Source organism: Acinetobacter sp. Ac_5812, from assembly GCF_013072695.1.
GTDB lineage: Bacteria > Pseudomonadota > Gammaproteobacteria > Pseudomonadales > Moraxellaceae > Acinetobacter.
The window spans coordinates 451,567-468,990 of the sequence record NZ_LXUK01000022.1; the positions used below are offsets into that span (position 1 = coordinate 451,567).

At 39.0% G+C, this 17,424-nt stretch carries 19 protein-coding genes; 8 read left to right on the forward strand and 11 right to left on the reverse strand.

The window, feature by feature from the left end; genetic code table 11:
• Positions 1-16 precede the first annotated feature (16 nt).
• Complete coding sequence (locus A7P55_RS15635; RefSeq protein WP_171552808.1) at positions 17-1,342, forward strand: HAMP domain-containing sensor histidine kinase; 1,326 nt, start codon at positions 17-19, stop codon at positions 1,340-1,342.
• Here the strand turns inward: A7P55_RS15635 and A7P55_RS15640 are convergent.
• The 5 genes from A7P55_RS15640 to A7P55_RS15660 all read right to left on the reverse strand — a co-directional run bounded on the left by A7P55_RS15640 (position 1,339) and on the right by A7P55_RS15660 (position 4,058).
• Complete coding sequence (locus tag A7P55_RS15640; protein WP_171552809.1) at positions 1,339-2,034, reverse strand: response regulator transcription factor; 696 nt, start codon at positions 2,032-2,034, stop codon at positions 1,339-1,341. The two genes, A7P55_RS15635 and A7P55_RS15640, sit on opposite strands and share 4 nt — an antisense overlap.
• A gap of 15 nt (positions 2,035-2,049) precedes the next feature.
• On the reverse strand, positions 2,050-2,544 hold the full coding sequence (locus tag A7P55_RS15645) for a chalcone isomerase family protein (RefSeq protein WP_171552810.1): 495 nt from the start codon (positions 2,542-2,544) through the stop codon (positions 2,050-2,052).
• A 47-nt stretch (positions 2,545-2,591) separates the two neighbouring features.
• Complete coding sequence (locus tag A7P55_RS15650; protein ID WP_171552811.1) at positions 2,592-2,960, reverse strand: roadblock/LC7 domain-containing protein; 369 nt, start codon at positions 2,958-2,960, stop codon at positions 2,592-2,594.
• A 34-nt stretch (positions 2,961-2,994) separates the two neighbouring features.
• A complete protein-coding gene (locus A7P55_RS15655) occupies positions 2,995-3,561 on the reverse strand; it encodes a nuclear transport factor 2 family protein (protein ID WP_171552812.1) in 567 nt (188 codons plus the stop codon).
• 194 nt (positions 3,562-3,755) lie between these two features.
• A complete protein-coding gene (locus A7P55_RS15660; RefSeq protein ID WP_171552813.1) occupies positions 3,756-4,058 on the reverse strand; it encodes a DUF3817 domain-containing protein in 303 nt (100 codons plus the stop codon).
• 429 nt (positions 4,059-4,487) lie between these two features.
• On the opposite strand from A7P55_RS15660, the gene A7P55_RS15665 reads away from it, so the two are divergent.
• Entirely contained in the window at positions 4,488-5,462 is a 975-nt protein-coding gene (locus A7P55_RS15665; RefSeq protein WP_171552814.1) for a nitronate monooxygenase family protein, read from the forward strand.
• A 43-nt stretch (positions 5,463-5,505) separates the two neighbouring features.
• Here A7P55_RS15665 and A7P55_RS15670 read toward each other — a convergent pair whose 3' ends face one another.
• On the reverse strand, positions 5,506-6,750 hold the full coding sequence (locus tag A7P55_RS15670; RefSeq protein ID WP_171552815.1) for a saccharopine dehydrogenase NADP-binding domain-containing protein: 1,245 nt from the start codon (positions 6,748-6,750) through the stop codon (positions 5,506-5,508).
• 37 nt (positions 6,751-6,787) lie between these two features.
• A complete protein-coding gene (locus A7P55_RS15675) occupies positions 6,788-7,684 on the reverse strand; it encodes an acetoacetate decarboxylase (RefSeq protein WP_171552816.1) in 897 nt (298 codons plus the stop codon).
• Positions 7,685-8,103: 419 nt separating this feature from the next.
• On the opposite strand from A7P55_RS15675, the gene A7P55_RS15680 reads away from it, so the two are divergent.
• Together A7P55_RS15680 and A7P55_RS15685 are read left to right on the forward strand one after the other, a co-directional pair.
• Positions 8,104-8,934 (forward strand): alpha/beta hydrolase, encoded by an 831-nt coding sequence (locus A7P55_RS15680; protein ID WP_151765870.1) that lies wholly within the window; start codon positions 8,104-8,106, stop codon positions 8,932-8,934.
• A gap of 154 nt (positions 8,935-9,088) precedes the next feature.
• The gene (locus A7P55_RS15685; protein WP_171552817.1) at positions 9,089-10,327 is read left to right on the forward strand and encodes an NADH:flavin oxidoreductase/NADH oxidase family protein; all 1,239 of its coding nucleotides are present in this window, start codon (positions 9,089-9,091) and stop codon (positions 10,325-10,327) included.
• 171 nt (positions 10,328-10,498) lie between these two features.
• Here the strand turns inward: A7P55_RS15685 and A7P55_RS15690 are convergent, their stop codons facing one another.
• The 3 genes from A7P55_RS15690 to A7P55_RS15700 form a co-directional block, all read right to left on the reverse strand.
• On the reverse strand, positions 10,499-11,542 hold the full coding sequence (locus A7P55_RS15690; protein WP_171552818.1) for an acetoacetate decarboxylase: 1,044 nt from the start codon (positions 11,540-11,542) through the stop codon (positions 10,499-10,501).
• A gap of 200 nt (positions 11,543-11,742) precedes the next feature.
• On the reverse strand, positions 11,743-12,549 hold the full coding sequence (locus tag A7P55_RS15695; RefSeq protein ID WP_171552819.1) for a type 1 glutamine amidotransferase domain-containing protein: 807 nt from the start codon (positions 12,547-12,549) through the stop codon (positions 11,743-11,745).
• Between the two features lie 127 nt (positions 12,550-12,676).
• Positions 12,677-13,090 (reverse strand): MerR family transcriptional regulator, encoded by a 414-nt coding sequence (locus tag A7P55_RS15700; RefSeq protein WP_005188404.1) that lies wholly within the window; start codon positions 13,088-13,090, stop codon positions 12,677-12,679.
• A gap of 92 nt (positions 13,091-13,182) precedes the next feature.
• On the opposite strand from A7P55_RS15700, the gene A7P55_RS15705 reads away from it, so the two are divergent.
• Complete coding sequence (locus A7P55_RS15705) at positions 13,183-13,878, forward strand: type 1 glutamine amidotransferase domain-containing protein (RefSeq protein WP_171552820.1); 696 nt, start codon at positions 13,183-13,185, stop codon at positions 13,876-13,878.
• A gap of 109 nt (positions 13,879-13,987) precedes the next feature.
• On the opposite strand, the gene A7P55_RS15710 is transcribed toward A7P55_RS15705, so the two are convergent.
• Positions 13,988-14,689 (reverse strand): NAD(P)H-dependent oxidoreductase, encoded by a 702-nt coding sequence (locus A7P55_RS15710; protein WP_171552821.1) that lies wholly within the window; start codon positions 14,687-14,689, stop codon positions 13,988-13,990.
• Positions 14,690-14,816: 127 nt separating this feature from the next.
• Between A7P55_RS15710 and A7P55_RS15715 the strand changes: the two genes are divergently transcribed.
• From A7P55_RS15715 to A7P55_RS15725, 3 genes are all read left to right on the forward strand, one after another.
• Positions 14,817-15,674, forward strand: a complete 858-nt coding sequence (locus A7P55_RS15715; RefSeq protein WP_171553267.1) for a LysR family transcriptional regulator — start codon at positions 14,817-14,819, stop codon at positions 15,672-15,674.
• A gap of 144 nt (positions 15,675-15,818) precedes the next feature.
• A complete protein-coding gene (locus A7P55_RS15720; RefSeq protein WP_171552822.1) occupies positions 15,819-16,340 on the forward strand; it encodes a sigma-70 family RNA polymerase sigma factor in 522 nt (173 codons plus the stop codon).
• Entirely contained in the window at positions 16,340-17,344 is a 1,005-nt protein-coding gene (locus A7P55_RS15725; RefSeq protein ID WP_171552823.1) for a FecR domain-containing protein, read from the forward strand. Before A7P55_RS15720 ends, A7P55_RS15725 begins: the two co-directional genes overlap by 1 nt.
• The last annotated feature ends 80 nt before the right edge of the window (positions 17,345-17,424 follow it).

Consider the following 17,424-nt stretch of genomic DNA (forward strand, 5'->3'; position numbering starts at 1 on the left):
GCCAGTAGATAAGCTTATGTTTAGAACCAATAAAAGCGGTGAAAATAATCATCCACTGAGTGAGATGTTTAATCGTCATTATTGGTTGCAAATTGGGTTGATTGCGCTGTCGATTATTATCGGTATTGCATGTAGTGCTTGGGTCATTAAAGGCTCACTGCTCAAAACAGCACTTGAGCAAGAAATGGAACATTACTGGATGCGCATCGATCGTAATCCCAATGCTGATCTACCTGATACAAAAAATTTATATGGCTATCGCTGGCTAAGTAAAGATCCACCTTTAGCGTTTAAAAACCAAACTTTAAAACAAGGTGTTCACCGAGTCTTCGTCGATGGTAAAGATCGAATGACAGTTTATGGTGAAAGAAATGGACAACATGTACTGCTTGTTTTTGGTGAAAGTAACGTCAACAAAATTGTATGGATGTTTGGTTTAGCGCCGTTAATGTTCAGCTTGATTGTACTGTATAGCATCTTATGGTTTTCAAATCGGCGAGCTAAACGTTATTTTTCACCGATTACACGTCTGGCAAATGCTTTAGATCATATTGATTGGGCGCATCAAAATAAAGAAGCTTCGCCCTTTCAAGGGATTAGTACCAACGGCAATCTGGAGGCTGAATATTTAAAGCAGGCATTAGAAAAATATCATCAAGTTTTAAATGATTTCATCAACCGAGAACGTGAGTTTACAGGAGATGTAAGCCATGAATTGCGCACACCACTCACGATTTTAAAAGGCAATGTGCAGCTTTGTCAGGTTAAGTATGGGGAAGATAAAGCATTGCATCGTATTTCTAATACCATTGAGGATATGCAATTGCTTGTGGAAACCTTATTGGCGATCGCACGCAATACCACCAATACCTTAACTGCCGAACAAACCCGATTATCCAATATAATTAGTGATTTACTTAAGGATCTAGAGCCTGTTAGTCAAAGCAAAGGTGTTCAAATTTTTGTTCATTATGATCCTAAAGAGTTGCCTCGACTAATTTATCCCTCAATGACTAAAATGGTGCTGAGTAACATTCTACGCAATGCATTGAATTATTCCCAAGGATCTAATATCCATATTATTCAACTTCAAAACAGTATTGTGATTGCTGATAATGGGATTGGCATTGAAATGCCCAATGATCGTAAAGTTCAGGAGTTAAGCTCACAATTTCAACTTACAGCCAAAGGGCATGGGATTGGTTTACAACTGGTGAGGAAGCTATGCACTCAGTTGGGATGGAGAGTTGAGTTATTTGACCGCCAATATTATTTAAGCACACATCCTCATCTCCAATTAGAAAATACAACCGGTTTAATTGTTGTGGTGTATATGAATTAATGAGTACTCAAATCAAACGCAACTTTTAAACCAACACCTGAAATGGTATGGATCAATTTGTCTTGAAAAGGCTTATCAATCATTTTTCTTAAGTTGTAGATATGACTGCGTAATGCGTCACTTTCAGGTTCTTCATCGCCCCACAGTTCGATAACAATTTCTTGTTTAGTAATGACTTTGGGAGAGTTTCTCATCAATATCTTCAATAGTTTGAATTGAATACGGGGCAGCTCAATCGACTGACCTGCGCGCGTTACGGTTTGAGTCGAACTATCTAAAATCAAGTCATGAATTTGGATTTTACTTGTTGATACTTCGCCAAGAGAACGCTTAATAAGTGCCCGAATACGCATCACCAACTCATTAAAATCAAAAGGTTTGATTAAATAATCATCTGTCCCTGCTGTGAAGCCCTTTAGTTTATCATCGAGAGTATCTCTGGCCGTTAACATCAGAATTGGAATATCTTTGCCTTGATCAGTCCTCAGCCATTCACATAAATCATAGCCTGAACCATCGGGTAAATTAATATCGAGTAAAAGTAAATGGTAAGGGTTTGTTTTTAAAAAATTGCGTGCGGCATCTAAATTACGGGCATGATCAATGACAAAGCCATGCTGTTCTAGAAACTCACAGACTGTTGCAGCAAGCTCGAAGTGATCTTCGACCATAAGAATAAATTGATTGTTCATAATAATTTGATCAAGTTATAGATTTAGTAATTGTTGCTTTAATTTAGCATTAAATGGTGAGTCCCCAAACCATATTTTAAAGTATTGATTCGCTTGAGAATCAGTAATTGTACCTAAGCGTTTTTGGTTCAGAGACAAGCTTAACTGTTTGCTCATTTGGTCATAATTTAAAGTGTAGAGATCGCCCTTTTTTACGGGGTGATATAATGCAGTAATTTTGTTTAAAACAGATTGGTCTGAAAAATTACTAACATTCTTCTTAAGGTAGTAAGTGGCCGCTTTTTTAAATGCCCATTCTGGAATATTTTGGTTATAAGAAAAATCTAATCTAATATTTTGATTTTCCCAGTTCTGACTGCAATTATTAGCATAATAGCTTACTGATCCCACATTTTTCGTTGTGACGACGAGGGGAGCTGTTTTACATAGTTGCGTATTTGCATGTACTAAGCTTAAAGGCATGATAAGACATGTGATGCTGAGTCCAATTTTTACTAAATAATTGTTCATTTTCACCCTTAATGACTTCTATTTTATCTATTCCTTATTCAGCAGACTTAATAAGAATAGAAGTTCAGACTACGTTCAAGTTTTTGAATTTCATGACGTGCATAGCCTAAATTTGTATGATCACGATCTAAAATTGCATATAGAAAAAGACCGTGATTCGTTTCTAGCGGCGTAATAATGTGATATTGATGATCTGTACTCATTAAAACACTTTCCATCACATCATCAGCATCAATTTCATTCATTAATTGCTGTTGGTAGTTAAATAAATGCGCACTCTCAATTGCGGCAAGGTCGACATTAAAAAATGCATCGCCTATAGTTTCTAAAATTGAGCCATCAAAAGTATCCACCAATGCTAAAACAATTAAACCCTCAATCTTACTTAATGGTTTTAATAATGAATGATTGTCCATGATTTACTCTTTATTGATTTGGCTGAATTTTAAACTATCTTTTAAAGGGTAACAGCAAAGAATAACCTTTTCCGACATAGGGGAGCGAACGATATAAACCATTAGCTGGATCCCAATAATCTTGTTGAAAAACGATCAAGCCCTTGTCATTTATTTTGATTTGGCTAATTCCATATGAGGACATGGTTTTCGTAGCACCAAACATTTTGAAGTCATACACCATATGCCAATGAATATAGGCCGAATCTTGTGTATGCGTTGTACTGATTAATTTTACTGAGACATTGCTGACATGTTCATTCATTCCTTCAAAATGTTTAATCAGCTCATTTTTTGTAGAAAATTGGGAAAGAGTATCATTGATGTATAAATGATCTGCGTAGAGTCTGCCTGTATTTTTAACAAAATCAACAGTTCCCATTGTATTAAAGGCAGAAACAAAACGCTGACCGATAAGTAAGGCTTGTTCATCATTCAATAGAATTCCTGAGATTTCCTTATTTGCCTTATCATAATCCACGCTATAGCTTGGTATACTTTTACAGGCAACCAAAGAAAGTAAGGTCAGTGCAGAGAGGGTCACAGTTCTTAGAAATGTCATATTGCTAAACTCACGCCATTTTAAAACTAGCTTAAAAGTAGAGGCGTGAATATGATGTGAAATAATGATGTACGGATAAAGAACAACTTTTCTGATTTGCTAGAAAAATAATTTATATTTTTACTTTAATATTCATGTAATTTTAAAAATAAAAAGGAAATCTAATGATTTCCTTTTGCCTAAATCGATCAAAGCTATTTAAGGCTTGCTTGACGATGTGCGATGTATTTTTCGTTAAAGAATCCACCCAATGGGATAAATGCAAGAATAAATAATCTAAGCAACTCTATTCCGGACCAAACCGATGCGGTGCGAACCAAGTTCCAAAGATAGAATAAAAAAGCCAGACCATGAACCGGGCCCATAATCTTTGTCGCAATCGGTAAATCAAATGTGTATTTGAGCGGAATCGCCACGAGGAATAACAACAATAAAGTGACGGCTTCGAGCACAGAAGCAAATCGCATCTGTTGCAACTTTTTTGTCATTGCGCTCATAAAATAGCTCCAGGAGATTGATAAAAGAATAAAAATTAACGAAGCATATCATCTTTAGGAACTATCGCATTGATATTGTTGGTAACGATTCTTATTTGATCATGCTAGTAAAAGGGGGAGCGTATGGTAGCAAAAGAAAAGAATTTGCTACAGATTCAAGGCATGATCATGAGGGGTAAGAATCTTTGTTGATTGAAATTAAGTCGGTTTTATTTTTAATGTATTGATATTTAATTAAATAATAATTTTTTCATTCAAATGATTTGTTATTTCTATTAGAAGGCGACTGTGAATCTAAAGTTTATGCAACTTGTTGCATAAAAACTTTTATCTCGATATGATGAAGAGAATTTAAAAAAGTGAAATGCTTCTTATTTCTAAAATTAGCTATATCTATTTGAAATAATGAGTATCTAAAGGATAAAACGAATGTCGAAAATTCCAGAATTAATGAAAAACCTGAGACTCCCTGTAATTGGTTCACCGTTATTTATTATTAGCACACCTAAGCTGGTGCTGGCTCAATGTAAAGCAGGGGTGATTGGTTCGATGCCAGCGCTAAATGCGAGACCTGCTGAAAAACTGGAAGAATGGCTTAAAGAGATCACAGAAGGAATTGCTGAACATAATGCTTTGCATCCTGATCGTCCAGCTGCTCCATTTGCGATTAATCAGATCGTGCATAAAAGTAATAATCGTCTTGAACATGACATGGAACTGATCGTCAAATACAAAGTACCGATTGTGATTACATCTTTAGGTGCAAGAACCGAGATCAATGATGCGACACACAGTTATGGTGGCGTGGTTTTACATGATGTCATCAATAATACCTTCGCTAAGAAGGCGGTTGAAAAAGGGGCGGACGGCTTGATTGCGGTTGCAGCAGGAGCAGGTGGCCATGCAGGCGTGAAGAGTCCATTTCCGTTAATTCAGGAAATTCGTGAATGGTTCGATGGACCGCTGGCTTTATCGGGTGCGATCTCTACGGGTGATGCGGTTCTTGCTGCACAGGCGATGGGAGCAGACTTTGCTTATATTGGTTCAGCATTTATTGCCACACATGAAGCCAATGCCGAAGACACTTATAAGCAGGCGATTGTCGATCATAATTCAGATGAAATCGTGTATTCCAACTTATTTACCGGCGTACATGGTAACTATCTTGCACCAAGTATTCGTGCGGCGGGGCTTGATCCAGCCAATCTACCTGAAGGTAATCTGAAAGATATGGATTTCAGTACACCGAATGAAGATGGTACACAGCACAAGGTCAAACCATGGCGTGATATCTGGGGATGTGGTCAAGGTTTAAATGCAATCAAAGCCACCACTTCAGTTGAGGAATTGGTTGGGCGTCTTGAAAGAGAATATCTGGCTGCAAGAAAGCGCTTAATGCTTTAATCTATAGGGAGTTATATTTTAACTCCCTATTTTTTCCTTTGTCCTAAATACGTTGAAACACCAGCCCTGCATGATCTGATAAACGCTGAATGAATCGATCATCAAACATGGTTGCAGGTGTCCAAAATCCACCTTGAGGCGTAGATTTTTCGCCATCTTTGGCATGGTCAATGGCAAGACTAAGCGCTGCTTGTCCCAACATTTTTCCTGTAGAGCTATAACCAGGATCACGATCACCAGTCACTTTGATTTTTAAGCTTTGTCCTGCATCGGTTTTACCCACAAACCGTAAGTCAAATCGACCTGTCAATTGTTGCTCTGGCGTAGGACCTTCTCCTGGTTTTGGTAATAGATAGCGCTCCATGACTTGGCTAACGGGTTTACTGATCGCAGCGAGCATAAAAGCAGCCAAACCTGAGACGACACCCAATGCCTTTAAGCGTCCTTTTAATCCTTCGCCAGTCAACATGGCTTCGTTATAACTAAAGTTGTTGCCATAGGCATTACCCGATAAGGCATTGGAACGCTGTACCACACGTTCATTGACAGCAGCCATCACAAAAGGTGCAATCCATGCATTAAAATCTTGGTCGAATTTGGCTGTTTTGATATAAATTTGTCTTTGAGTATTGCCGTGATCTGCAGGGCAAAGGATATAGGGATTGAGCAGATCTTTACGTAAAGCAGGGTCGGCAGCGGCTTCTTGAACGACATTGATCAAACTTGCCACTGTGCCACCCGATGCACCACCTTTTAAGGTTTTGACTCGCATGCTGACTTGGGTCGCAGGTGCATTAAACTGTTGCTGTGCTTGTTGTTGTAGGTAATAAACACCCATGTCGGACGGGACTGAGTCAAAACCACAGCAATGCACAATACGCGCACCTGATTGCTGGGCTTGCGCTTCATATTTAGTGATCATTTGTTTAATCCACTGGGTTTCTCCAGTCAGATCACAATAATCTGTCCCATTGTTTACACAAGCTTGAACCAATGGCTCACCGTATAAAGCATATGGGCCAACCGTTGAGACCACCACACGTGTTTGTGCACAAAGCGCATCGAGTTCGCTTTGATTATTGGCATCGGCAACCAAAATCGGGATAGCTTGTCCTGCTGTGCCTAAAGCATCTTTTACGTGTTGTAGTTTTTGCTGTGAACGTCCTGCAATTGCCCAATTCAGCTGTTCTTTGTGGTCAGCAAAGTATTCTGCCAGATATCTGGTGAGGATCTGGCCAACAAAACTGGTCGCGCCGAAGACCACAAGATCATATTTTTTTTGGTTCATGCGTTATTTTTCCTTGTTTGTTTGATCGTTTGAATTTTTAAAGTGCTTGCGGTAAATGTAGCGCAACTTGAGCGTCTTGAATCACATCTAAACGAAGAATTTTCGATGCACCAAGTTCATCCAATAACTGGCTTAAAGGCCCACCATGACGAACCAAATTCACTTTTCTTGGGAATAAGGTTTGTGCAAAAGAGAGGATATTCGATTGCACACGTGTTTGATGCCATTTGTGATCGACCAAATGTAGCATTGTTGCTTCACTGGTTCGTGTCTCCGACTGCACTTGCTGTAAAGGTGGCGTTGCTGCACTGAGGCTTAAATCAATTTTTCCTTCTGTATCCATCAAATTGGCATTCACCTCGATCGGGTTGATGTCGACATTAATCTCAGTCAGCCACTTGGGCAACTGATAGCCATAAACGCCGCGTACCCGCGCTATCTCTGTATCAACTGGTAGGGCTAAAACATGAGCATAGAAATGTCGTTGCTGAATCGAGTTGATCAGTTCCAGTACATGTGGGCCACGTGCATCGGGTTGGCGCACTACAATTGCGACTGAGACTTCGTTATATGGGTCGTTATCACAAACGGAATAAGTAAAGAAAGTGAGCGCGACCAGTCCATAACCCGGAAAAGCCTGTAGCGGTTCTAAAGGAACAGGCAGTTTTTTCTTGAGCTGTTTAAGCGGTGCGAGCATTAGAACCTGCACATTAGCGCTACGATAATAAAAATTGGGTGCCCAAACTGGGCCAACTCTGGATTCAAGCAATTTTTTCGGAATCTTACGGAAGAAATCAATATTCCCCACCGCAGGGTCTTGAGCGACTTGGTCTAAATCGGGATGCATGCGAAAGCGATCATAGTAACCACCTTTCGGTACTTTGACTTTTTGCTGTCCAAATTCAACTTCAGTAAATTGCTGATGACTATTCATATTTAACCTATATTGGCCCAATCCATCCAGTCTTATGCCAAGACCTGCACATTGATTGCTTGAGAATCACTATAAGATTAAAGCTAACTTTAAAGTCAAGTAGGAAAATTGATGATTTGAAACACGTATCACGGATTCGTTATAACAATGTAAAGATAATTTGCACTAAAAATCTGTGCTACGGCAATAAAATTTTATATTTCAAAGATTAAGTAGGATCAGTCACTGTGATTTATTAAGCATTAAATTACATTTTTGTTATCAGAATGGGACTAATTATGTTGACCTTAAAGCTAACTTTAACCTTAGTATAGAGTCACTATCCATGCGGATAGTTTGAAAAATATGTGATTCCACGGACATTGATTAGAGCATAGATCAGAACTCGACAGTGTAAATCTTACACAGGAGAAACAAAGATGGCTTACGTTACGACAAAAGATGGTGTAGATATTTTTTATAAAGATTGGGGACCTCGCGATGCGCAGGTCTTATTTTTTCATCATGGTTGGCCGCTCAGTTCAGATGATTGGGATGCTCAACTGTTATTCTTTTTGAATGAAGGTTTCCGTGTTGTGGCACATGATCGTCGTGGTCATGGTCGTTCAAGTCAGGTTTGGGATGGTCATGACATGGATCACTATGCAGACGATGTCGCTGCGGTGGTACAACATCTCGGTATAAAAAATGCGGTGCATATTGGTCACTCAACAGGTGGCGGTGAAGTGGCTCACTATATTGCACGCCATGGTGAAGCAAATGTTTCTAAAGCAGTTTTGGTCAGTGCAGTTCCGCCAATTATGGTGAAAACAGCGAGTAATCCAAATGGGTTACCGAAAGAAGTCTTCGACGATTTGCAAAACCAGTTATTTAAAAATCGTTCGCAATTTTACTATGATTTACCAGCAGGTCCTTTCTATGGATTTAACCGTCCAGATGCGAAACCTTCCGAGCCAGTAATCTGGAATTGGTGGCGCCAAGGCATGATGGGCGGTGCCAAAGCACATTATGATGGTATTGTGGCTTTTTCTCAGACTGATTTTACTGAGGATTTAAAAAAGATTTCAGTCCCTGTATTGGTGATGCATGGTGATGATGATCAGGTTGTACCTTATGAAAACTCTGGGGTATTGTCTGCAAAGTTGGTACAAAATGGGACTTTAAAAACCTATAAAGGTTTCTCACATGGGATGCTCACTGTCAATGCGGATGTGATTAATCCAGATCTATTGGCATTTATCCGCGCATAAGTGTGATTGATTATATTCAAGTTTAAACGGGAAAAGAGAGGCATTGAAGCCTCTCTTTTTTATTCTAAGAATGTATATAAAGGGAAATAAAACCGCTTGACATTAAAGTTTACTTTAATCTTAAAGTAAATATATCGTCAAAGAGGTGACAAAAATGAAAGTGTTTGAAAAATTAGTTTTCCCAAATGGTTCGCATATCCCAAATCGCATTGCAAAAGCTGCAATGGAAGAAAACATGGCGGATTTAAATCATGCGCCATCAGAAGAACTAATGCGCTTATATCAAGCTTGGGCAGAAGGTGGTGCTGGTTTGATTATCACGGGTAATGTGATGGTGGATCGTCGTGCCATGACTGGGCCTGGTGGTGTGGTTCTGGAAGACGAAAAATATTTGGATACGTTCAAACGTTGGGCGCAAATTGGCCGTTCTAAGGGGGCGCAAGTGTGGTTGCAAATTAATCATCCTGGTCGTCAAATGCAAGCCAATTTAGGTCAAGAAACTTGGGCACCTTCAGCAGTTGCCTTGGATTTAGGTAAAATGTCAGATCGCTTTAATACGCCGATTGAAATGACCCAAGACATGATTGATGAAGTGATCCAACGTTTTGCTAATACTGCAAGATTGGGAGAAAAAGCCGGTTTTACTGGTGTTGAAATCCATGCAGCACATGGTTATTTACTCAGTCAATTTCTTTCGCCCTTGAGCAATCAACGTCAAGATCAATGGGGCGGTTCTTTAGAAAACCGTGCGCGTATTTTGATCGAGATTGTCAAAGCAGTGCGTGCTGTAGTTTCAGACACTTTTACAGTAGCTGTGAAGCTGAATTCTGCCGACTTCCAACGCGGTGGTTTTAGTGCTGAAGATGCACAACAAGTGGTTATGATGCTCAACCAACAGGCTGTTGATTTAGTTGAGTTATCGGGTGGTAGCTATGAAGCTCCAGCTATGCAAGGTCAGGCACGCGATGGTCGTACCTTGGCTCGTGAAGCTTATTTCTTGGAATTTGCCCAAGAGATTGCTAAAGTTGCAAAAATGCCTGTGATGGTGACTGGGGGAATCCGTCGTAAACAAGTGGCTGAACAAGTCATTGAAAGTGGTGTTGACATGGTGGGGATTGCGACAGCACTCGCGATTGATCCCAACCTTCCAAATGAGTGGAAACAAGGGCAAAATACGGCACCAGAGTTGAAAGCAATTACTTGGGAAAATAAAACCTTAGCATCGCTTGCCAATATGGCCACTGTGAAGTTCCAGTTGCGTAAACTCAGTTTAGGTAAATCAACTAATCCAAAAGTTTCTCCGCTTTGGGCGTTGATTTTGCAACAATCAGCAATGGTATGTCGTACACGCGAATATAAAAATCGGATGCGTACATATTCATTTTCATCCTAAGCTGAGCAACAAGTTGCCAATATCTAGGTAATAGATTGAACAACAGCCAATTGCAGAAAAACTGTCATTGGCTTTTTTATAGGCAAGTGATTAAAAATATTGGAAAGGAAAAAGTGATTTCTGACCATAAAAAATCCGCTTTATTTAGAAAGCGGATTTTTTCTTATACATCTATTTTGTATTCTCTTTAGCTTTATCCAACGTAGGAAAAGGAACGGGCATATTGAGTGCCAATTGCGCATCTTTTACAACATCTAAACGTAAGATCTTGTTTGCATCTAAGTCATCCAGTAATTTGCTCAGTGGGCCACCAGTTCGAATAAGCTGCACATTTTTAGGAAATATCTTCTGCCCAAATGCAAGCGTATTCGATTCCACAGAGGTGCTGTGCCATTTACCATCAACTAACTGATACATGGTTTTGGTTTCAATTCGTGATTGTGGTTTAACTGTTTTAATCTTAGGCAGAGGAGCTGTCAGACTTAAATCAGGCTTGCCATCGGTATTAAAAATATGGGCTTGTAGGTCGTGGTTACCAATTTTCATATCTATTGGTGTTAACCATTTGGGTAATTGATAACCATAAACCCCACGAACACGGGCAATTTCAGTATTTACGGGTAAAGCAAGCACATGTCCATAATATTGGTGCTTACGCATGGAACTCAGTAATTCAGTGCTATTAAAGTGATGTGCATCGGGCTGACGAACAACAATGGCAACAGAGACCTCATCATAGGGATCGACATCACCCACGGCATAAGAGAAGAAAGTCAATGAAACTAAGCCATACCCAGGGAGCGGCTGTAAAGGTTCAAGTGGAGCGGGGAGTTTAGCTTTTAATTTTGCAATAGGCGCTAACATCAATACTTGAACATTACTGGTTCGATAATAGAAATTCGGTGACCAGACTTGACCTACTCGGGTATCAACCAGCTTTTTAGGAATACTACGGAAGTAATCAATATTGCCTGCTGCAGGGTCTTTGGCTACTTCATCTAAGTCTGGATTCATACGGAAACGATCATAATAGCCGCCTTTCGGCACATTGACTTTATAGGGACCAAACTCAACGACAGTCGTCTTTGTATTTGGAGCAGTAAGATCGCTTGTGGTGGTATTGATTGGAGCCTCAGTTGCATAACTTGCTGTACCGAGTAAGAAGCTGATGGATATCGTAACGATGTTACGAGTTAAAGCAAAATTATTGAACATGATCATGTTCCTCCTATTAACCTAAAACAAATGCTAAGATTAAAGCTCACTTTAAGGTCAAGTGTTTTAAAGGAAGAAAATCAATCAACAGAGGAAGTTGAGTAGATCAGATATTCAATCGAGGGCAATAAAGAGGGTTTTGGATCAATTTAATATGATAAAAAAGCCAGCTCTTTTGAACTAGCTTTTCATTACAGTTTTTAATTCAAGGTTTTTAACCGTTCGACAACAGCGACTGCAATTTCTTTACTGGATTGTGGATTTTGTCCAGTGATAATCCGATCATCAGCGATTACAAAAGAAGTAAATGGAAGAAAAGCTTGTTTGTATGTTGCTCCTCGTTGTACCAATCCATCTTGCAACGAGAACGGAACTTGGGACTTAATCCCCGACAGGGTCTCTTCAATATTGGCAAAACCTGTAACAGTTCGACCTGCAATGAGTGCTTTGCCAGTCGTATCTTGTAGTGGCAATAATCCTCCAACACCATGACAAACTGCAGATATGATGCCACCTTGCTGGTAAATTTTTTCACTAATATTCTTAAGCGCTTGGTTGTTGGGAAAATCCCACATGGTGCCATGACCACCTGTGTAATAAACTGCTTTGTAATGAGAAGGATCAATAGCTTTAGGCGTCAGGGTATTATTTAAGCGTTGCATGAATTGAGGATCAGCCAAGTGTTTTTTTGCTGATTGATCAACATAAATCGGCTTAAGACTACGTTCATCTAGCGGTACAGCACCACCTTGCGGACTGACAAAATCCATGTCATAGCCAGCCGCTTGCGCGACATCATAAAAATGGGTGAGTTCAGTCAGCCACAATCCTGTCGTATCTGATCGAGTTGGATAAGCTGAGTGGTTGGTCATCACCACTACAATTTTGCCTTTTGGCTTAGCTTGTATATGTTGTTGAGCAGCTTCGGTTGCATAGGTCATATTACTGATGAATACGAGCATAAAAATGCCAATCAACCACTTTGCAAAGTTCCAAACTTTAAACATGACAGGTTCCTCATTTGATACCTGAGATTGATGCTATGCTTAAAGTGAGGTTTAAGGTCAAGTACTTGTGCGCATTTCTTTATCAATTGTCGTTGTGATTAGGGCTTAAAAATTGATAACTGGCGTATTAGACTTTGTCGTTGGTATAGTACAGATTGAGCAAACGTTGCGCATTTTCTTCGCAGGTAATTTCATCTGGTTTGCTATTGATCGCCACGATCATCATTTGCAGATTTTGCTTACTCACTGCCAGTTTTTGCTCTAGTTCTTCAATATCTTTGATCTTGCTTTCGAGCAAGCCAATGAGAATGTCATGATTCCATGAAGAGACATTCGATGGTAAGAACGCTTTAATTTCTGTCAGAGAAAAACCAACTTGCTGTGCTTGTTGGATCAGGAATAGCTGTTTGAGATCGTTTTCACTATATTCCCGATAGCCATTTGATTTGCGTTTAGCTTTCGGTAACAACTTGATTTGCTCATAATAACGAATCGTTGGGGTGCTTAAACCACTTTGTTTAGATAATTCACTGATATTCATTTTACTGATTTTCTCTTGACATTAAAGTAAACTTTAAGCTTATAGTGATGCAAAAGCAAGATTAAAAATAAATCAAAAAGTAGAGGTGTAAGATGTCAAAACGTATTCTCCATGTGGTAACCAACGTCTCTAAATATGAGGGTATTGATCGTCCAACAGGGTTATGGTTGGGAGAACTGACGCATGCCTATGATGAATTTGAAAAGCAACATTATCTTCAAGATATTGTCAGCCCAAACGGTGGACATTCGCCAATAGAACCTAAATCATTAGAGCGTTTTGTTGCCGATGCTTCTGTGCTTAAACGTAAAAATGATCCCGTTTTTATGCAGTTATTGGAAACCACCAAAAAGCCATCTGAGATTAATTGGCAAGATTATGACGCAATCTATTACACAGGTGGGCATGGGGTAATGTGGGATTTTTTAGACAATGCCGAATTGCAGAACATCACCAAAAATATTTATGAACATGGTGGCGTTGTTGCCAGTGTCTGTCATGGTTATTGTGGATTATTCAATGTTCAGTTATCAAATGGACAATATTTAATTCAAGGGAAAAAGCTTACAGGCTTTGCATGGTGTGAAGAGGTATTGGCTGGTGTGGCAAAGAAAGTGCCTTATAACGCTGAAGAACTGGCAAAACAGCGTGGTGCGCTCTATGAAAGAAAATTCATTCCTTTTCTACCCAATGTCGTGCGTGATACGAACCTGATTACAGGTCAGAACCCATTTTCTGCACGTGTTACCGCATTTGCGATGATTGATGCTTTAGAAGCTAAATCATGAATTTTTCATCTGTAAAACAGTTAAAGAGAAAATGGATAAAGTGACCGGTAAGAATCACGCTATCCATAAACTTAATATATTGATCTTCTAGTAATTTTAGATGGCGATATTAATCATATTCCACATGCAACGCGCTGTTTTGTTGCTGAGAAAGTGCTAATTCTGTTGCGAGTATTTCTGCTTGATTCAATGCATTGTCTAAAGATTTTTGATGTCGAATATCTGCAAATTCCTGATATTCAGATGCAATTTCATCAATATGCTCAACCCCTAAATATTTACTTAAGGTTCGCAAATGTGGGACGAGATGACCTTGATTAGCACGAATCCCATTGGCGTCAAAACCAAATTCTCCACTTGAGGTAATGATGACCAGACGTTTACCTGACAGTAAGGGTTGGAGTGGAAAGTCTCCACGGGCAAGATCAAAATCAAACGTTTTATTGATACGGATGATTTGATCAAACCATGCTTTTAATTGTGCAGGCATACCATAGTTATACATCGGTGAAGAAATCACGATGAGATCGGCTGCTGCAACTTCGGCAATCAGTTGGTCAGATAAAGCTAAGATTTCCTTCTGCTCAGTTGTTCTTTTTTCTTCTGGGGTAAATACAGCACCAATCCAGTCTTGATTAATAAAAGCGGGTGGATTCATGCCTACATCACGATAAATATACTCATCTATTGCTTGTTGCTGTTGTAAAGTATTAATAAAGCGTTTCGCGATATTTTTGGAAATGGAATTATGACTTGAATTCGGATTGAATGTTGCTCGAACACTGGCATCAATATGTAATAGGGTTGTCATGATCGGTCACTCTATAAATTATAAGATAAACTCATCTTAAGAGGTCGTTGCAGGCTGGACAAATCAGTAAATTACAGTTATGAATGAGTTAAATTCATCTATAAAACTTATTTATGGAGTGTTGAAAATGCAAGTTTCTTTACAAGCATTAAAGGCATTTGAATCTGCTGCTCGTTTAGGCAGCTTTAAATTGGCTGCGGAGGAATTATCACTCACAGCTACGGCAATTTCTCATCATGTCAGCAATTTGGAAAGCCGTTTAAATGTTGATTTGTTTTATCGGCAGGTTCGAAAAATCAGCTTAACCGAGACCGGTGAAAGATTAGCGAGTGCAATATCAAATGGATTTCGTATTATTGAAGATGCTTTGGAAGAGGTGAGTACCGCCAGCCGAGTGATTAAGATCACCACAACGTCATCCTTGGCAGCAATGGTTTTGATTCCAGCCATGCAGGCATTTGCTGAAAAGTATCCAGAGATTTCCATCGAAATCTCTACTGGAGAAAGTCTGGAAAATCATCTATATGCGCTACCAATTCGCTATGGTGCCGTTTCATCCATTGCTGTATCAGACATTATTAAATATGAATCATTTAATGTATTTGCAGCGGCTGGGCTATTTAGAGAGAATTGGGCTAAACAGTCTATTACGCTGTTTAACACCGAATGGAAAAATAAGAATTTGCCTAAACCGCCATTGCAAACATGGCTTGAGAAAAATACTTTTGAGGGAAAAAACATAACTGTGCAGTACTTTGACCAAGAAATTTTTGGTATCCAAGAGGCACTTGCAAGTGATGGGTTAGTATTTTGTTCAACCACACTGGTTAGTCGATTAATCCATTCGAAATTGCTAAAACCGTTACCAACAGATGCTGTGCGAGCTGAATTGTGTTATTACATTCCAGACAAAGAACAATTAAAGCGTAGAAATCGGCATATGAATGAACTGATTTTGTGGATAGAAGAATTGTTAAATCAATAACTTATTTCTGCATTCTAATAGCTGTGGAATATTCAACTTGTGCTTATAAAAATAACAGTCAACTAAAGTTTGTGCGATTCTTTCTTGATTTTATAAATGATAATTATTATCATTTAAGCACACCTTGTTTTGAGTCAGATGATCGTGAACAAAACCCCTATGCTTGTAGATCAGTTATACAGAAACCATAGAGGTTGGCTTCATCAATGGCTGAGACAAAAATTAGGTAATACCGATCAAGCTGCGGACTTGGTACAAGATACCTTTATAAAATTGTTGCAAACACGTGATGAACTTTTTGGGATTAAAGAACCACGTGCTTATCTCACCTCGATTGCCAAAAACTTACTCATCGATCAGGTACGTCGTAAGAAAATTGAACAAGCCTATTTGGATGGTTTAAGCCAAATGGAGTATATGCTGGATGGTGTGGCTTCACCCGAAGAGCAAATGCATATTATTCAAGCACTCGATCAAATGTGTAAAGCATTGGAAGATGTCTCTGCTAAAGCACAACAAGCATTTATCTTGCATTATCTAGAAGGTTATACCCATAAAGAAACAGCAGAACAGTTGGGTGTTTCAACCAAAATGATTCAGAAATATCTTGCAAGTTGTCTGACGCGTTGCTACATGAGTCGGTTTGAAATGGATATCCATCTTTAATGGCGATCGATAAACAAGAACATCATCAGTTGGTTGAAGAGGCTGCATTATGGATTGTGCAGCTAAGCTCAGATGATGAATCGACCCGAAAAAATGCGCAATTAAAGTTTAATCAATGGAAACAGAATAGTCAGCAGCATCAAAAAATTGCAGCTGATATCGAGCAGTGTATTCGATCAATCCAAAAAGTATCTCAAACCACACAGCATAAAAAAGTTGTGAAATCGGCACTTAAAGCAGGATTAGGCTCAGCGAAAGCCTATAAACATCTGCGTGCAGGTAGTGCTTTTGTGATTGCATTATTTGTAATTAGTGGCAGTGTTTTTTATCTATCCAATAACTCTATTGCTTATCTAACCGCTGATATACAAGGTGATTCAGCACAATGGACTACAAAAACCTTGCAAGATGGTTCCCGTTTAATCCTGCGTGGCAAAAGTGCAGTCAATATCGATTTCCAAGCCAATCAACGCGTTGTGGAGTTGATGCAGGGACAAATTTATGTAGATGTCGCTAAAGACCCACAGCGTCCATTTTTAGTTAAAACCAAACATGGGCAGATTCAGGCACTTGGGACAGCCTTTAGTGTGAGCTATACACCATCTGCAACAGCATTAAAAATGTTACATTCTCGGGTACGTGTGCAAGCAGAAAATGTGTATTCCAAACAGCAAGTGATTGTCAGTGCAGGGCAAGCTGTGAGTATGAATCAGAATGGAGTGCAGCCAATTTCAGCACTCAATATTTATAATGAACAGCAAAAGTGGAATAAACATCAATTGATGGTAGAGGATTTACCACTCGATCAGGTGTTAAAAGAATTAGACCAAAATTATAAAGGTAAAATCCTATTTAATGCTGAAGCTTTAAGTCATATCCAAGTGAATGCCGTTTTGCCCTTGGATCAGACACAGGATGCACTCAAATTATTGGCAACCGTTTTTCCAAATTTAAAGGTTTATCAAATTACACCTTATCTCATTGTTATTTCATTAAAAAAATAAAGAAAAGTCATCTTTTTTTATGTTCTGGATTAAAAAAATTTAAATTTTTTTATTATTTAGGTTCCACTTTTTTTAAAGCT

Excerpts from the sequence above, each read along its gene's own strand:
- A7P55_RS15680 (WP_151765870.1), top strand. The coding sequence starts at position 8,104 with ATGGCTTACGTTACGACAAAAGATGGTGTAGATATTTTTTATAAAGAT.
- A7P55_RS15665 (WP_171552814.1), top strand. The coding sequence starts at position 4,488 with ATGTCGAAAATTCCAGAATTAATGAAAAACCTGAGACTCCCTGTAATT.
- A7P55_RS15705 (WP_171552820.1), top strand. The coding sequence starts at position 13,183 with ATGTCAAAACGTATTCTCCATGTGGTAACCAACGTCTCTAAATATGAG.
- A7P55_RS15675 (WP_171552816.1), bottom strand. The coding sequence starts at position 7,684 with ATGAATAGTCATCAGCAATTTACTGAAGTTGAATTTGGACAGCAAAAA.
- A7P55_RS15695 (WP_171552819.1), bottom strand. The coding sequence starts at position 12,549 with ATGTTTAAAGTTTGGAACTTTGCAAAGTGGTTGATTGGCATTTTTATG.
- A7P55_RS15685 (WP_171552817.1), top strand. The coding sequence starts at position 9,089 with ATGAAAGTGTTTGAAAAATTAGTTTTCCCAAATGGTTCGCATATCCCA.
- A7P55_RS15670 (WP_171552815.1), bottom strand. The coding sequence starts at position 6,750 with ATGAACCAAAAAAAATATGATCTTGTGGTCTTCGGCGCGACCAGTTTT.
- A7P55_RS15645 (WP_171552810.1), bottom strand. The coding sequence starts at position 2,544 with ATGAACAATTATTTAGTAAAAATTGGACTCAGCATCACATGTCTTATC.
- A7P55_RS15640 (WP_171552809.1), bottom strand. The coding sequence starts at position 2,034 with ATGAACAATCAATTTATTCTTATGGTCGAAGATCACTTCGAGCTTGCT.
- A7P55_RS15710 (WP_171552821.1), bottom strand. The coding sequence starts at position 14,689 with ATGACAACCCTATTACATATTGATGCCAGTGTTCGAGCAACATTCAAT.
- A7P55_RS15690 (WP_171552818.1), bottom strand. The coding sequence starts at position 11,542 with ATGTTCAATAATTTTGCTTTAACTCGTAACATCGTTACGATATCCATC.
- A7P55_RS15635 (WP_171552808.1), top strand. The coding sequence starts at position 17 with ATGTTTAGAACCAATAAAAGCGGTGAAAATAATCATCCACTGAGTGAG.
- A7P55_RS15700 (WP_005188404.1), bottom strand. The coding sequence starts at position 13,090 with ATGAATATCAGTGAATTATCTAAACAAAGTGGTTTAAGCACCCCAACG.
- A7P55_RS15650 (WP_171552811.1), bottom strand. The coding sequence starts at position 2,960 with ATGGACAATCATTCATTATTAAAACCATTAAGTAAGATTGAGGGTTTA.
- A7P55_RS15655 (WP_171552812.1), bottom strand. The coding sequence starts at position 3,561 with ATGACATTTCTAAGAACTGTGACCCTCTCTGCACTGACCTTACTTTCT.
- A7P55_RS15725 (WP_171552823.1), top strand. The coding sequence starts at position 16,340 with ATGGCGATCGATAAACAAGAACATCATCAGTTGGTTGAAGAGGCTGCA.
- A7P55_RS15715 (WP_171553267.1), top strand. The coding sequence starts at position 14,817 with ATGCAAGTTTCTTTACAAGCATTAAAGGCATTTGAATCTGCTGCTCGT.
- A7P55_RS15660 (WP_171552813.1), bottom strand. The coding sequence starts at position 4,058 with ATGAGCGCAATGACAAAAAAGTTGCAACAGATGCGATTTGCTTCTGTG.